Raw genomic sequence first — 15841 nt, 5'->3', positions numbered from 1 at the left:
CAAAGCTCGCTTGAATTTGTAAGCAGAGATTTTCTTTTTTCAAAGCGTAGCGGAAATAAAAATTCATTTTTTCAATATTAAAACCTCTTATATTAATGAGGAAGTCGTAATTCTTCATCGATAATAGTATACATCCAATTACTAATATTGCTTTTGAAATATATTTATGCAATTTCTTTTTTTAACTGAAATATTAATTCTATTTTTGGTAAACCAATTTGGTGAACCAATTTAAATAATCTAAGTATTGTTAAAAATTTACTTGTTTAAGGTGTTGAAATTTAATTTTTAACTTAACTAATTAGTCTCTAAAGCACTAATAAAAACAATATATATGAAAAATTACATTTTAGTTTTAAATTTTTTATTTGTGTTATTTTCTTGTCAGAAAAACCAAAATTCTGATATTTTGGTTTCAACTACAGACGACATAGAAACAGCTATTTTAAATGCTAAACCTGGAGACAACATTATTTTAAAAAACGGTAGTTATAAAGACATTCAAATTAGGCTAGTTGGAAATGGTGAAGCTAACAAACCTATAACGTTAAAAGCAGAAACTTATGGAAAGGTTACTATAGAGGGAGAATCTAATTTACAAATAGGAGGTAATTATTTGATAGTAGACGGTTTGTATTTTAAAAACGGATATACACCTACAGGTCAAATAATTCGTTTTAAAATAAACGATACTCTAGTTGCAAACCACTCAAAATTCACTAATTGTGTAATAGAAGAATTTACCCAGCCAAATAGAGATGTTAGCGATCATTGGATAGAAATGTGGGGCAGGCATAACGAAATAAGTAATAATTACATTACTGGAAAATCTAATTTTGGCCCAACAGTAATGGTAATGTTAAAGGGGAATCAGCATATAAAAAATCACCATCAAATTATTAATAATCATTTTGGTCCTCGTCCTAGAAAAGGTGGGCCACACGGAGAAACCATGCAACTTGGTGATAGTGGTACATCTATGGCGCCGTCCTATACAAACGTTGAAAACAATTTATTTGAGCGTTGTAATGGCGAGGTAGAAATTATATCAAGCAAATCTAATTACAATAGGTTTAAAAATAATGTATTTTTTGAAAGTGAAGGCTCTCTGGTATTACGCCATGGTAATTATGCTACTATTGATGGTAATATGTTTATAGGTAACGAAAATTCAGAATTCATTGGTGGTATTCGTGTTATTAATACAGGACATTGGATAACTAATAACTATTTCTACAAGTTAAAAGGTTCTACATTTAGAGCGCCTTTAGCTGTTATGAATGGTATTCCTAAATCTCCGCAAAATCGTTACAACCAGGTTACAGATGTTGTTGTGGCATATAATACTTATGTAGATTGTGAAACACCGTTTCATTTTAGTGTAGGATCAAATGTGAGTCAGAGCGAGGTTTTACCAAAATCCGAAATCCGTTCTGCAAGACCAATAAGAACTGTAGTTGCAAATAATATAATATATAATGAAACACCTTTTAACTATCCCATAAAAAGTTACGATAAAGTTGATGGCGTACTATTTAAGAATAACTATACGAATAGTAAAAATAAAAGTGAAGTAACCCCCGAAGGATTAATTACAAAGGGGATGACTGTTAAAAGGGTATCTGATACATATTGGAATCCTAATCCAGCGGTTGCTGAAGTTTATTCTGGTTTTGATTTTATAAATATTAAAACAGATTTATTAGGTAATACTAGAACTAAAGAAAATAATACTATTGGCGCTTTAGTAAAAGATAATAGTAAGACTATTTCTTTTGATGCATCTAATTATGGTACAAGTTGGTTTAAAATTGATGAGAAAACATCAAAATCAAAAACAATTGAAGTAACTTCAAATAAAGAATTATTAACAGCTATTATTGAAGCAAATAACGGTGATATTATTAGCTTAAAACCTGCAAGTTATAATATAACTGAAACGCTATCGATTGATAAAAAAATTACCTTTAAATCTTCTAACAATAATATAAAAGCAATATTAAATTTTAATACTTCTAATACAGCTTTTCAGATGTTGCCCAAAGGTATACTTCATATAGAAAATGTCGTTTTAAAGGGTAACAACACCCAAGCAGCATTTAAAACTCTAGAAAAAAATATGACTAGTGCTTATGGTTTATGGATTGAAAATGTCGAAATAAGTAATTTTAATAGCGTTTTAGAGGTATCTAAAGGATCATTTGCTGATACAGTTTCTGTTAGAAATTCTAATATTAAAAATTGTTTAAAAGGCATTCAACTCAATAAAGAAACAAATGATAAAGGCGATTATAATAGCGAGTTTGTTTATGTGGTTGATAATACGTTTGAGAATATTAGTGAAAACGTTTTTAATTATTATCGTGGTGGTTATGATGAGTCTACCATTGGTGGTAATTTAATATTTACGGGCAATACTTTAAAAAAATGTGGCACTACTGAAAAAGAAAATATTCTTATTAAAAATAGAGGTATTGTAAACGTAAAATTTGCTAATAATAGGTTTATAAATAATCCTGTAAAAGTAGTTGCAGTTTTATGGGGTGAAAAAGGACAAGAATCTATAAATAATACTGTTGTAAATTCAGGTGAAATAAAAGTAGTTGAGAATTTAAAATTAAAACTTTTGTATTAATACATGAGTTATAAAAATAAAAAGATGAAAATAAGCATTCACATAATCTCTATACTTTTATTTACGATACTATCTTGTAAAGATAATACTGATGTAGCTGTTAATGCAGATGATCGCCAAAAAGGCGGTCACCCTAATTTAATTTTAACACAACAAAGTGTTTTAAATATACAATCGCAATTAGGAGAAGTTCCTCTCTTTGATAAAACTTTAAAGCAAGTAAAAATAACTGTAAATACAGCTATAAAAGCTGGTATAGATGTGCCAATACCAAAAGATATGGCTGGAGGTTACACACATACACAGCACAAAGCTAATTATGTAAATATGCAAAAGGCAGGCGTATTGTTTCAGATATTAGGAGACGAAACCTATGCCATATACATAAGAGATATGCTTTTGGAGTATGCTAAAATATTTCCCACTTTAGGACGACATCCACAAGAGCGTAGTTATGCTAGAGGAAAGTTTTTTTGGCAGTGTTTAAACGACTCTAATTGGTTAACGTATACAAGTCAGGCTTATGATTGTATTTACGATTGGCTTCCAAAAGAACAAACTGAGTATTTAAATAAAACACTATTTAGGCCATATGCAGATTTTTTATCAGTTGAAACACCTCAGTATTTTAATCGTATACATAATCACAGTACTTGGGGCAATGTTGCAGTAGGTATGATTGGTTTAGTAATGGATGATGAAGAATTAGTAAATAGGGCTTTGTATGGTTTAAAGAAAGCGGATATAGATTTGGAAGTAAAGGATAACGATGGTGGATTTATATATGATAAAGATGGTAAAGCAGGGTTTTTAGCTAACCTAGATAGTCCTTTTTCTCCAGATGGATTTTATACCGAGGGGCCATATTATCAAAGATATGCCATGTATCCATTTATGATTTTTGCTCAAGCGCTTCAACAAAAAAAACCAGAACTTAAAATCTTTGAGTATAAGAATGGTGTGTTACTAAAAGCGGTTAATGCACTTTTAAATTTAACAGATGCAAATGGAGCGTTTTTTCCTTTAAATGATGGACAAAAAGGAATGTCATATTATACATCCTCCTTAGTTTCTGCTGTTGATATTGCGTATTTTTTTGGGAATAAACAACCAGAATTATTATCGATTGCAAAATTGCAAAATAAAGTGCAATTAGATGCTACAGGATTAGCAGTGGCTGTAGGATTGAGAGATGAAAAAGAAAAACCATTTGTGAAACAATCTATAGAATTATCTGATGGTGCCAATGGAGACGAAGGAGCAGTTGGTATTTTAAGATATAATGATGCTAATACTACCACAGGCCTTGTTATGAAATATACTGGGCAAGGTTTAAGTCACGGACATTACGATAAACTATCATTTTCTTTATACGAAAATGGAGATGAGGTAATACAAGATTATGGATTAGCGCGTTTTGTAAACGTAGAGCAAAAAAATGGTGGAGGCTATTTGAAAGAAAATAAAACATTTGCAAAACAAACTATAGCGCATAACACCGTCATTCAAAATGAAACATCTCACTTTAATGGAGATTTTAAAACAGGAAGTAAATTCCATTCAAAGAAATACCTGTTTGATACTACAAACAAGAGTTTTCAAATTATGAGTGCTAAAGAGGATAACGCTTACCCAGGTACAAATTTCCATCGTACTATGGTAATGATAAAAGACGTTGAATTTGATAAACCATATGTTGTAGATGTATTTAAAATAACTTCAAACAGATTACACCAATACGATTTACCATACTATTATTTTGGGCAAATTATTTCAACAAGTTTTAGTACAGAAGCACCACAGAAATTAAGTGCTTTGGGGACCCAAAATGGCTATCAGCACTTGTGGAAAACATCAGAAAGTAAAGCTGAACTTGAAAGTATTCAATTTACATGGATGAATAATAGAATATTTTATAGTATTACATCGGCAACTAATAAAGATGATACGGCTATTCTTGCTAGAATTGGAGCAAAAGACCCTGAATTTAATTTGAGGAGAGACCCATCTTTAATCCTAAGAAAAAACAATACTAAATCTGCATTATTTGCTACAATTATTGAAGCACATGGTACTTACAATCCAGTAAATGAGAAAGCCAATGATGCCTACAGTAAATTTGAGTCTATAAAAATATTACAAAACACTGATGATTATACAGCTTTAGAATTTAAGATGAAGTCTGGAATTACAAAAAAACTTATACTTTCAAACGTAAATGCTTCAAAAGAAGCTAAACATAAATTAAAATTAGATGCAAATACGTACCAATGGACGGGTGCTTATTATTTTAAATAAATAAACTTAAGAATATGAAAACATTTGGAGCAAGTAAAGAATTTGTATTAGATAATGACTTGGAATGGGAAACAGTAGGCGAAGGCGTAAAGCGAAAAATAATGACTTATGATGACAAAATTATGCTGGTTAAAGTAGATTTTGATAAAGGAGGAATAGGTTATAAACATGAGCACTACCATTCTCAAGTAACTTATGTAGAGAGTGGAGAATTTGAATTTTCTATTGGAGAAGAAACTAAAACTGTAAAAGGTGGAGATTCAGTATACATACCTCCGCACGTACTTCATGGTGCTATTTGTACTAAAGCTGGCGTTTTAATTGATGTGTTTAGTCCTATTCGTGAGGATTTTATGGAATAGACAAAAAGATTTGGTTATTTTTAATAAAAAATACATATATTTGGGTAACCAATCTGGTAAACCAATTAAATAAAATTTTAGATGAAGCTAGATGAGCTAATAATTGGAGATAATAAAAATATTCAAAGAGATATTATATTAAAGATTAAAAATTTAATAAACTATAAAAATTTAGAACCTGGTGATAAATTGCCTTCGGAACGGATGTTGTCTGAAAAATTTGAAGTTTCTAGGGGTATTGTTAGAGAGTCTATACAAACATTAGAATTTTATGGAATATTAGAGTCTAAACCACAAAGTGGCACTTTTGTAGCTAATATAGGTGTAATTGCTATGAATGGTATGATTGACGATATTTTAGGGCTAGAAGAGCAAAATTTTAAATCGTTAGTAGAAACAAGAATTTTATTAGAACTTAAAACAGTAAAGTTAGCGTCTTTAAGAAGATCTGATGAGGATTTAAAGCATATTAAAGCAATGCAAGATGCTTATGAAAAGAAGGTGCTTTCTGGAGAAGATGCTGTACAGGAAGATTTGCTGTTTCATTTAGCTATTGCAAAAGCAAGCAGAAATAGTACCATAAATAAATTTATGTTAACTATTACTCCGCAAATTATTATAGATTTTGGTAAATATCATGTATGTGATAAAAACCAGGCAACTCTAGGTATTGATGAACATAGAGCAATCTATGAAGCTATTAAAGCGCAAAATACTGATTTGGCCAAACAAAAGATGAAAGAACATTTTAATGTTTTATATCAATATTGCTACAATAGCAAATCGGCGTAAACTAAATCTGGGTTAAAAAAACTTATAATTTTTCCAGTTTTAGAATAGCTAAAGAAGAAATTCTTCAGTCACAGATATTTCTTTTAAATTTTTAAAATAAAATTCTTTGGTCATAACCTTTTTTGGTTGTGGTAATATTGTATTGACTAAAACTAAAAATTATGAAATTAAAGGGATTACGTTGGTGGGTAGTTAGTCTTGTGGCACTAGCCGCAGTTATAAATTATATAGATAGGCAAGCGTTTGGTGCGCTTTGGCCTGATATTGCCAGTGAATTATTCCCAGATATGGATAAAGATGGGCACAAAGCTATTTATGGCACTATATCAACCGTTTTCATATTATCTTATGCCGGAGGTCAAGCCCTTTTTGGTAAAATTTTCGACTGGATAGGAACTAGGTTAGGATTCGCACTTTCTATTGGAGTGTGGTCTATAGCCACCATGTTACATGCATTTGCTCAAGGTATGTTAAGTTTTTCAATTTTTAGATCAATATTAGGAATTGCAGAAGCTGGAAACTGGCCTGGTGCTGCTAAAGCCAATGCAGAATGGTTTCCAACTAAAGAGAGAGCTCTAGCACAAGGAATCTTTAATTCAGGAGCAGCTATTGGCGGTATAGTAGCTTATCCAGTTATTGGATTACTATCATATTATTTTGATTGGAAAGCAATTTTTATTGTAGTTGCAGTTCTTGGATTTTTATGGTTGCTACCTTGGTTTTTTGTGGTTAAGGGTGATCCTAAAACGCATCCTTGGTTAACTGATGATGAAAAAAAGTTTATTCTCTCAGGGCAAAAGAATCAAGATATTAATGAAGATGGTAATTATGATGAAGGATATGCGCCAACTACAGGCCAACTATTTAAGCATAAAGAGAGTTGGGGTGTTGTAATAGCTTCTGCAGCAATAGACCCTATTTGGTGGTTGTTTATAGTCTGGATTCCGCTTTACTTATCAGAAGTTTTTGGAATGGATGTTAAAGAAATAGCATTCTCAGCATGGGTGCCTTATGTAGGCGCAATGATTGGAGCAATATTTGGTGGCTTACTTGCCAAAAATAGAATTACAGCAGGATGGTCTGTAGATAAAACAAGAAAAATGACTATCACTTTAGGATGTTTAATTATGATTCCTTGCTTTTTCTTATTAAAAGCCCCAGCATCTGCTACTAGTGCTGTAATCATTATGGCAGTTTTACTTTTTGGTTTTCAAATAGCAATAGGTAATATACAGACTTTACCAAGTGATCTCTTTAGCGGTAAAATAGTTGGTACATTGTCAGGCTTTGCTGGTATGGCTGCTAAACTAGGTGCAGCTGGACTTACCTATTTAGTTGCATTTATAACAACTGGAGGAAATTACACTCCTGCATTCATTATAGGCGGAGTTTTGGCCATAATAGCACTCTCTGCCGTTTGGTTTTTGTGCCCAAAAATTGAACCATTAAAAGCAAAATAAAAATTAAATAAAAACAAGTACTAAAAATTAAAGAATATGAGTAATACAGAGCAAAAAATAGCAATAATAACTGGTGCAACAGGCGGTATTGGTTTTGAAGTGTCAAAACGATTAGGAAAAGACGGATACACTGTAATATTAAATGGTTTAAATAGTGAAGAAGGCGCAAAAAAAGTGGCTAATTTAACAGCTTTAGGGATAACAGCAGAGTTTTATGAGTTTGATGTTACAAACGAAGAAGCAGTAACTTCAAATATTAATAAGATAGGAAATAAGTATGGTAAAATTGATGTGCTCATCAACAACGCAGGTGGTTTAGGCGGCAGGTCTAGATTTGAAGAGATGACTACAGAGTTTTATAGATTTGTAATGGCGCTAAATTTAGATTCCACATTTTTTGCATCAAGAGCTGCTATTCCTTTTCTTAAAAAAAGTGATAATGCGTCAATAATTAATTATACATCTATTGCAGGATGGAATGCTGGAGGGCCAGGAGCTGGAATATATGGTACATCAAAAGCTGCTGTTCATGCTATAACTAGAGCATTAGCAAAAGACTTAGCAGAATATAGTATTAGAGTAAATGCGGTGTCTCCTGGTACTATAGACACACCTTTCCACGCTCAAATTAAATCTACAAAACCAGAAGTTTTTGCATCCTGGAAAAATAATATTTTATTAGGAAGATTAGGACAACCAGAAGACGTAGCATCTGTGGTTTCTTTTTTAGTAAGTAAAGACGCTGCATTTATGACCGCAGAAACCATACAAGTTGGTGGAGGACAAGGTTTAGGTATATAAACTTTTTTTAAGTTTTCATAATAGTTTTTTTAAATTAAAATAGAAAACCAAAGTACTTTTGGTTTTCTATTTTTATATTTATAATTGTATCAAACCTGATAATTATCTATGATTCGACATATTATCCTTTTTTTATTTTTAGGTTTGAATTGTTTTGGGTTTTGTCAAACTCAAGATTATCAGTTTCAACATCTGTCTACTGCCGATGGACTTTCTCAAAGTGTGGTTATAACTATTCATCAAGATAAATTAGGGCAAATATGGATAGGTACTCGTGATGGTTTAAACAAATATGATGGTACTAAATTTACCATTTACAGAAATCAAGAAGATAACCCAAATTCTATAAGTAATAATGATATTTTATCTATACATGAAGATAATGATGGATTTATATGGATTGGTACCTACAATGGTTTAAATAAATATGACCCTAGAACCGATACCTTCACTAGGTATTTTCATAATGAAAAAACCACATCATTATGTAATAATACAATTTGGACAATAAATACACTTTCTAACGGTAAGGTATGGGTTGGTACTTCTGGAGGACTTGCTATTTACAATGAAGAACAAGATAATTTTACTAATTATTTAAGTGAACTAGAACGTCCTGTTTTTAAACGTGTTTTGTCTGTTTTGGAAACAACTAACGGAGACGTTTTTGTGGGTACAGGAGCAGGAATTTATAAGGCATCACAGTCACATAATGCACTACTAAAATTCAATATTATAAAAGGTAGTGAAGACTTTTATGTTCAGGATTTAGTAGAGGGTTTAACTCAAAATATTTTAGTAGCCACTAGAAGTAATAGTGTTGTAAATTATAATAAAACTCAAAAAGTATTTTCGCGCTATCTAAGTATAGATAGTATCGAAGATAATGATGATAGAAATGTTAGAAAGCTACTTTTTGATAATAACAAACTATGGATTGGAACATATAATGGCTTAAAAATAGTTAGCGAAGACGGTTCTATAGTAACCATAAAATCAGATATTGATAATAAAAACGGATTAAGCAAAAATTCAATAAAGTATCTATTTAAAGATAAAAAAGGTTCAATTTGGATTGGTACTTATTATGGAGGGGTTAATATTTGGGACGAATCAAACGTTAATTTTAGAAATATCATTCAAAATCAAATAGGTAAAGGTTTAAGTTATTCTGTTGTAAGTTCTATAGAGCGTTATAATGATGATTTTTTCTTTGGAACTGAAGGCGGTGGCATTAATTTTTGGAATAAAAAAAATAATTCATTTACATACATTTCAGAGAAAAATTCTAAACTATCTGATAATAATATTAAATCCCTTTATGTTTTAGATGGTGTATTATGGATTGGAACTTTTAAAAATGGGTTAGATATTTATGATATAAATAAAAAGCAGTTTGTTGCAAACACCCTGCCTGTTAACTTAATAAAACTCCTTAAAGATACTGGTGTATATGATGTAGAAAAAGATAACTTAAACAATTTATGGATAGGTACTTTTGGTAAAGGTTTATTCAAGTACAATGTAGAGTCTAAATCATTTAAAAGATTTTATCAAAAAGATGAGGATACTAGTACGTTATCTAGTAATCTAGTGAGAAATATTTGTCTTGATTCTAACGGAAATATTTGGGTAAGTACAGAAAAAGGACTAAATAAAATAGCAAATGATGATACAATAACAAGTTACTTTTACGATAAGAGTTTGCAATATGGTGATGATATTTTATGCGTTTTTGAGGATGCTTCAAAAAATTTGTGGGTAGGTACTAAATCTAAAGGATTATATCAATTAAGAGAAAAATTGTTTGTTCCTGTTGGTTTATCAATAAATAATACAAAGATTTCCTCTGTACATAGTATTCAAGAGGATGATAAATCGCAATTATGGATTAGTACCAATCAAGGTTTAATAAAATATAGTTATGAAGAAGAAGATATTCAGCTTTATAATCAAATTGATGGTCTTATTAGTAATGAGTTTAATGATAATGCAAGTTTAAAAACGGAAGCCTCTGAGTTTTATTTTGGAGGCCCTTCAGGTATCACATATTTTAATTCAAGCACATTAAATACAAATAAGTATACACCGCAGGTACTTTTAACAGATTTTGATGTTAAAGAAAATGTTGTAGCAGGAGTTAAAACAAATAAAGTTTTAGTAGAAACACTTCCTTATACCAAATCAGTTAAATTATCTCACACTCAAGGTAATTTTAGCATTTCATTTTCTATTCCTAATTTTATAAATTCAAGTAATAATAAGTATAAATATAGGCTTAAGGGTTTAGAAAAAGAATGGAATTTAACAACTAGTAATTCCGCATCGTACACAATTCAAAACCCTGGAAATTACGTTTTCGAGGTTCAAGGAGCTAATAGTGATAATGTTTGGAATAATGCGATAACCCAATTAAACATTCGTGTAGCTCCTGCACCTTGGCGCACATGGTGGGCATTTTTAATTTATGGTTTATTAATTTTAGGGGCGTTATATTTTTTAATTAATATTCTTAAATCTAGAACTAGACTAAGACACGATTTACAGTTAGAGTACTTAGAAACCGAGAAAACAAAAGAGATAAATAAAGATAAATTAGAGTTTTTTACAAATATATCTCATGAGTTTAGAACACCTTTAGCTTTAATATTAGGACCATTACATCAAATAATAGAAGAATACCGTGGCAGTAGTAAAATGTATAAAAAACTACTAGTTATTCAAAATAATGCCAACCACTTATTGCATTTGATTAACAGACTGATGGATTTTAGAAAGTTTGAAAATAACTTATATAAACTTCAAGCTGCAGAGGGTAACATAATTAAGTTTTTAAGAGAGATTTATTTATCGTTCACAGAGTTTGCTAAAAATGGAGATTACGAGTTTGATTTTGTGTGTGATGATGAAATTGTATTAGTTTACTATGATAGAAATAAACTGGAACGTGTTTTTTATAATTTGATTTCAAATGCATTTCGTTATACACCTAAAGGCGGTAAAATTACTATAAGAATAAAAAAAACAAGCAATAGCTTAAACATAAATGTAGAAGACACAGGTGTAGGCGTTGCAAAAGAATATCAAGAGCAGATTTTTGAACGTTTTTTTGAAGTAGCTTTAAATAACAATCCAGATAGCAACTATAACAAAGGCACAGGTATTGGGTTATCAATAGCAAAGAATATTGTAGAACTTCATAAAGGTAGTATAAAAGTTAAGAGTAATATAAATGATAAAGGTTCTGTTTTCTCTGTGTCATTATTATTAGGTTGTGCACATTTAAAAGATGGAGAAATTATACAGGACTTTAAGTTTAGTGATGATGTATCACAATATGTCACTCAGTTAAATTCATCTGTAGATTTTATTGAAGACGACTTTGAAGAAGTTGAAAATGAAGCTGAAAGAAAAACAATTCTTTTAGTAGAAGATCATAAGCCATTACGTAAGTTTATAAAAAGCTTATTAAAAGTGGAATACAATATAATAGAAGCTGAAAATGGAAAAGTGGGATTTAAAAAAGCTAAAAAAGACTCTCCAGACTTAATAGTAAGTGACGTTATAATGCCCGAAATGACAGGTACAGAGTTATGCTCAGCCATTAAAGGAGATATTAAAACAAGTCATATTCCAATTATTCTGTTAACTTCAAGATCTTCTTTAATTTATAAACTAGATGGTTTAGAACTTGGAGCAGACGATTACATAAGTAAACCTTTTGACATAAAAGAGTTTAACCTTAGAATTAAAAATTTACTACAAACACGAGAAAAGTTTCGAGAAAAATTTGTATCTAATGATGGTTTAAAACCAGAAGATGTACTGGTGTCTTCATTTGACGAAAAACTATATAAAAAAGCCTTAAAGATAGTTAATGCAAATATAGGAAATGAGACTTTTGATATACCTTACTTCTGTTCAGAGTTAGGTGTAAGCAGAACTATGTTGTTTACAAAAATAAAAGCATGGTCTAATTTTACGCCTAACGAGTTTATTTTACACTTCAGAATGAAAAGAGCAGCTCAACTCTTAGAGCAAGGAAAAATTAATATTTCTCAGGTTAGTTATCAAGTAGGATATAAAAATCCAAAATATTTTAGTAAGTCTTTCCAAAAAAAGTTTGGTAAAACACCTTCACAATATGCTAATACGTTTTCTGAATAATAATATATAAAATACTGATAATCAGTAATTTGTACTTTTTTACCCCTTATTTGTACTCCTGCCATCATAATTTCTTATAGTTTTAGATGTTGAAAAATTTGAAAAATAAATATAGATATGTAGAATTTGCACTTATTGCAGTAATTGTAATTTTTAGCCTTATCATTATTTATCTAAACTAAAGTTTTTCATATAACTAAATTTTCATATATTTGGAAAACCAATTTGGTTTACCAGTTTGGAAAACCAAATTTTTTAACTTAAACTAATAAGTATTAACTAAAATTAAACTAATGAAAAAAACAAAACAATTAAAGAGGACACTTTCCCTAGTATTGAGTTTTTGTTTTGTGCTAATTGTAAGCGCTCAAGAAAAAACAATATCAGGAACAGTAACATCCCAATCTGATGGTGAAGCATTACCGGGAGTAAATGTTGTAGTTAAAGGTACTAATATTGGTGCCTCTACAGATTTTGATGGTAATTACAAGATTACCGTTAATGGTAATGGTGCTGTTCTAGTATTTAGTTACGTAGGTTTTGCTACTAAAGAAATTACTGTAGGCAACTCTAGCACAGTAAATGTAACTTTAGAAGATGACCTAGCAGCTTTAGATGAAGTTGTTGTTGTGGGGTATGGTTCAAGACGTAAAAGTGATTTAACAGGGGCTGTATCGTCAGTAAACACTGAAGAGTTAACTGCATTTCCTGTACTAGATGCAGCACAGGCATTACAAGGTCGTGCAGCTGGTGTAGTAGTGCAATCTAATAATGGTGGTGAGCCAGGTGCGCCTATTAATATCCAAATTAGAGGTAATACATCTATTGGTGCGAGTAGTTCTCCACTTATTGTAGTAGATGGATTTGTTGGTGCAACATTTCCTCAGCCAAACGACATTGCGTCTATGGAGGTTTTAAAAGATGCTTCTGCTACTGCTATTTATGGGTCTAGAGGATCTAATGGTGTGGTTTTAGTTACCACTAAGAAAGGTAGAAGCGGCGCTTTGACTATTGAATTGAATTCAAATTATTCAGTCCAAAACACATCAAATGAATTAGATCTTTTAGATGCTAATCAATTCGCTACATATCAGCAAGCTATTAATTCTAGTTATGTTCAAGGGCCAGCAAATACAGATTGGCAAGATTTGTTATACAGAACAGGTAGTACGCAAAACCATCAAGCCTCTTTTTCTGGAGGAACAGATAAAGTGAATTTCTATGCATCAGCTAATTACTTTAAGCAAGATGGTGTACTTATCAATTCTGAGTTTGAACGTTTTACATTCTTATCTAATATAGATGCGCAAGTAACCGAAAAGTTAAAACTTGGTATTAATGTATTTGGAAGCAGAGGTGCAGAAAATGGCGTACCTACACAATCTACAGGAGAAACTGCCAATGGTGGTGGAGATGATGTAGTTAGTGGTTCTTTTAGATTTGCTCCAGATTTAGGAGTGTTAGACGCTAATGGAAATAATACCATTAACGGTGTTGGCGATGATATTGACAATCCTGTTGCAGTTGCAAGAGAAGGTGTTAATGAAACTAAAACAGATGTTTATAGAGCAAACTTATATGCAAATTATGATATTATAGAGAATTTAGCATTTAAAACAACTTTTGGTTTTAGTGCTAGAAATGAAACTGCTGGACTTTTTAGACCTTCTACTTTAATTACTACTGCGGGAGGAAATGTAGGCGGAAGAGCAGCCATAAGTAATTTGAAAAGAACAAATTTTATTAGCGAAAATTATTTAACATATAATGCTGAGGTTGGTAAAGGTCAATTAACCTTATTAGCAGGGTATTCATATCAAAAAGATGTAAGAGAAGAATTTGAAGCAGGAGCTGAAACTTTTACCTCTGATTCTTTTTCTTACCGAAATCTGTCAGCTGGTGCAGTACAATTGATACCAACATCATCTTTAGTAGAGTCTGAAATTCAATCTCAATTTGGTAGAGTTAATTTTGATTATGATGATAAGTATTTATTCACAGCTACTGTAAGACGTGATGGTGCATCAAACTTCGCAGCTAATGAAAAGTATGCAATTTTCCCATCAGCAGCGATTGGTTGGAAAATATCAAATGAAGACTTTTTAAAAGATAGTGAGTCTATCTCAAATTTAAAATTTAGAGCGAGTTATGGTGTAACAGGTAACCAAGCCATAGACGCATACGAGTCCTTGGCAAGTTTTCAAAATCTTTACGCAGTTAATAATGGACAAACCATAAATGCTGTAACACCAGATCAGCCAGCAAATCCAAATTTAAAATGGGAAACTTCTGTACAAACCAATTTAGGTATAGATCTTGGGTTATTTAATAACAAAGTATCATTGTCTCTAGATTATTATAATATTGATACTGAAGATTTACTTATCAGAGATCGTTCTCAACCTTTATTTTTAGGGTTTTTAACACCTGATAGTGTAAAAAATGTTGCTGAAGTAAATAATAGTGGTTTTGAAGTTAATTTGAATACTAGGAATATTAGTAATCAAGATTTTAGCTGGACTACAGATTTTAATTTAGCAATAAACAGAAATGAAATAACATCTTTATTTGAAGGTAATGTAGATGTGTTTTTAGACGCATCACCAGGCTATTTTAATTTAGAACGCACACACTTATTAAGAGAAGGTGAAGTATTAGGAGCATTCTGGGGGTACGAATACTTAGGCGTATACCAAGGTGGCGATTTGGATGAGGGTACTGCCTTATTACCAGGTGGTGAAGCTGGAGATCAGTTATTTGTAGATGTGGATGGCAGTGGAGAAATTTCACCATCAGATCAAAAAATTATTGGCGATCCAACACCAGACTTTACTTTTGGTTTTACAAACAACTTTACATACAAGAATTTTGATTTGAATATCTTTTTTCAAGGTGTACAAGGTGGCGATATTATGAATCTTACAGCTATTCAATTATTTAATGGAGATTCTAATGCAACTACTGAGATACTTAATTCTTGGACTCCAACAAATACAAATACTGATATTCCTCGCGCTAAACTTAGAGGAAAAGAAATTTCGTCTCGATTTGTGGAAGATGGAAGCTATATTAGATTAAAGAACATAGCCTTAGGTTATACGCTACCTAATGATGTAGTTGAAAACTTAGGTATGCAGAGTGTAAGACTTTCTATTAGTGCACAAAACTTACTAACAATTACCGATTACTCTGGTTTAGATCCAGAAGTAAGTTATTTCGGTTCTGGTGGTGGAAGTAGTTCAAGTGCTAATACAACAAATGGATTTGATTTTGGAAATTATCCAAATTTGACATCTGTTAATTTTAGTGTAAATTTAAGATTCTAA

8 protein-coding genes are annotated in these 15841 nt (G+C 31.2%); all 8 read left to right on the top strand.

Features of this window, described 5'->3' with window-relative positions:
* Positions 1 to 334 precede the first annotated feature (334 nt).
* The 8 genes from ACKGJY_RS13955 to ACKGJY_RS13920 all read left to right on the top strand — a co-directional run bounded on the left by ACKGJY_RS13955 (position 335) and on the right by ACKGJY_RS13920 (position 15841).
* Positions 335 to 2635 (top strand): chondroitinase-B domain-containing protein, encoded by a 2301-nt coding sequence (locus ACKGJY_RS13955; RefSeq protein WP_413974513.1) that lies wholly within the window; start codon positions 335 to 337, stop codon positions 2633 to 2635.
* A 24-nt stretch (positions 2636 to 2659) separates the two neighbouring features.
* Complete coding sequence (locus tag ACKGJY_RS13950) at positions 2660 to 4933, top strand: heparinase II/III family protein (RefSeq protein WP_413974512.1); 2274 nt, start codon at positions 2660 to 2662, stop codon at positions 4931 to 4933.
* A 14-nt stretch (positions 4934 to 4947) separates the two neighbouring features.
* Entirely contained in the window at positions 4948 to 5295 is a 348-nt protein-coding gene (locus ACKGJY_RS13945) for a cupin domain-containing protein (protein ID WP_413974511.1), read from the top strand.
* An 81-nt stretch (positions 5296 to 5376) separates the two neighbouring features.
* Complete coding sequence (locus ACKGJY_RS13940) at positions 5377 to 6087, top strand: FadR/GntR family transcriptional regulator (RefSeq protein WP_413974510.1); 711 nt, start codon at positions 5377 to 5379, stop codon at positions 6085 to 6087.
* A gap of 161 nt (positions 6088 to 6248) precedes the next feature.
* Positions 6249 to 7547, top strand: coding sequence for an MFS transporter (locus tag ACKGJY_RS13935; RefSeq protein ID WP_413974509.1), 1299 nt, complete (start codon positions 6249 to 6251; stop codon positions 7545 to 7547).
* 36 nt (positions 7548 to 7583) lie between these two features.
* Positions 7584 to 8348, top strand: a complete 765-nt coding sequence (locus ACKGJY_RS13930) for an SDR family NAD(P)-dependent oxidoreductase (protein ID WP_413974508.1) — start codon at positions 7584 to 7586, stop codon at positions 8346 to 8348.
* Positions 8349 to 8456: 108 nt separating this feature from the next.
* Positions 8457 to 12515: a two-component regulator propeller domain-containing protein gene (locus ACKGJY_RS13925; RefSeq protein ID WP_413974507.1), complete on the top strand. Its 4059-nt coding sequence runs from the start codon at positions 8457 to 8459 to the stop codon at positions 12513 to 12515.
* Between the two features lie 293 nt (positions 12516 to 12808).
* Positions 12809 to 15841, top strand: a complete 3033-nt coding sequence (locus tag ACKGJY_RS13920; protein WP_413974506.1) for a SusC/RagA family TonB-linked outer membrane protein — start codon at positions 12809 to 12811, stop codon at positions 15839 to 15841.

The sequence above is a fragment of the Hyunsoonleella sp. 2307UL5-6 genome (genome assembly GCF_047345485.1).
In the GTDB taxonomy this organism is placed as follows: domain Bacteria; phylum Bacteroidota; class Bacteroidia; order Flavobacteriales; family Flavobacteriaceae; genus Jejuia.
This window is presented reverse-complemented; position numbering and strand designations above follow the sequence as displayed.